This is a genomic window from Klebsiella sp. CN_Kp113, assembly GCF_040064585.1.
Lineage (GTDB): Bacteria > Pseudomonadota > Gammaproteobacteria > Enterobacterales > Enterobacteriaceae > Klebsiella > Klebsiella michiganensis.
Map to the genome: position 1 here is coordinate 1 of NZ_JBEAID010000004.1, position 743 is coordinate 743.

A 743-nucleotide genomic window follows, 5' to 3' on the forward strand; every position below is an offset into this window, starting at 1 on the left:
ACGTTCTCACCAGCACGGCCTTCGTCCAGCAGTTTGCGGAACATTTCAACGCCAGTACAGGTAGACTTCGCAGTCTCTTTGATACCAACGATTTCAACTTCTTCGCCAACTTTGATGATACCGCGCTCTACACGACCGGTAACAACGGTACCACGACCGGAGATGGAGAATACGTCTTCGATCGGCAGCAGGAACGGCTTGTCAATCGCACGCTCTGGTTCCGGGATGTAAGAATCCAGGTAGCCAGCCAGTTCGATGATTTTCGCTTCCCAGTCTGCGTCGCCTTCCAGCGCTTTCAGAGCGGAACCGCGAACGATCGGAGTGTCGTCGCCCGGGAAATCGTACTGAGACAGAAGTTCACGAACTTCCATTTCAACCAGTTCCAGCAGCTCTTCGTCATCAACCATGTCGCATTTGTTCAGGAACACGATGATGTACGGAACGCCTACCTGACGACCCAGCAGGATGTGCTCACGAGTCTGCGGCATCGGGCCGTCAGTCGCAGCAACAACCAGGATCGCGCCGTCCATCTGCGCAGCACCGGTGATCATGTTTTTAACATAGTCGGCGTGGCCCGGGCAGTCTACGTGCGCGTAGTGGCGAGTCGGGGTGTCATATTCAACGTGAGAAGTGTTGATGGTGATACCACGAGCTTTTTCTTCCGGCGCGTTATCGATCTGGTCGAATGCGCGAGCAGAACCACCGTAGGTTTTAGCCAGAACGGTAGTGATTGCAGCGGTCAG

Annotated in this window: 1 protein-coding gene; it reads right to left on the reverse strand. The window is 54.6% G+C overall.

Annotated elements, in window-relative coordinates:
- On the reverse strand, positions 1 to 743 hold a 743-nt coding region (locus tag ABLV30_RS02280), incomplete at both ends, for an elongation factor Tu (protein ID WP_139512910.1).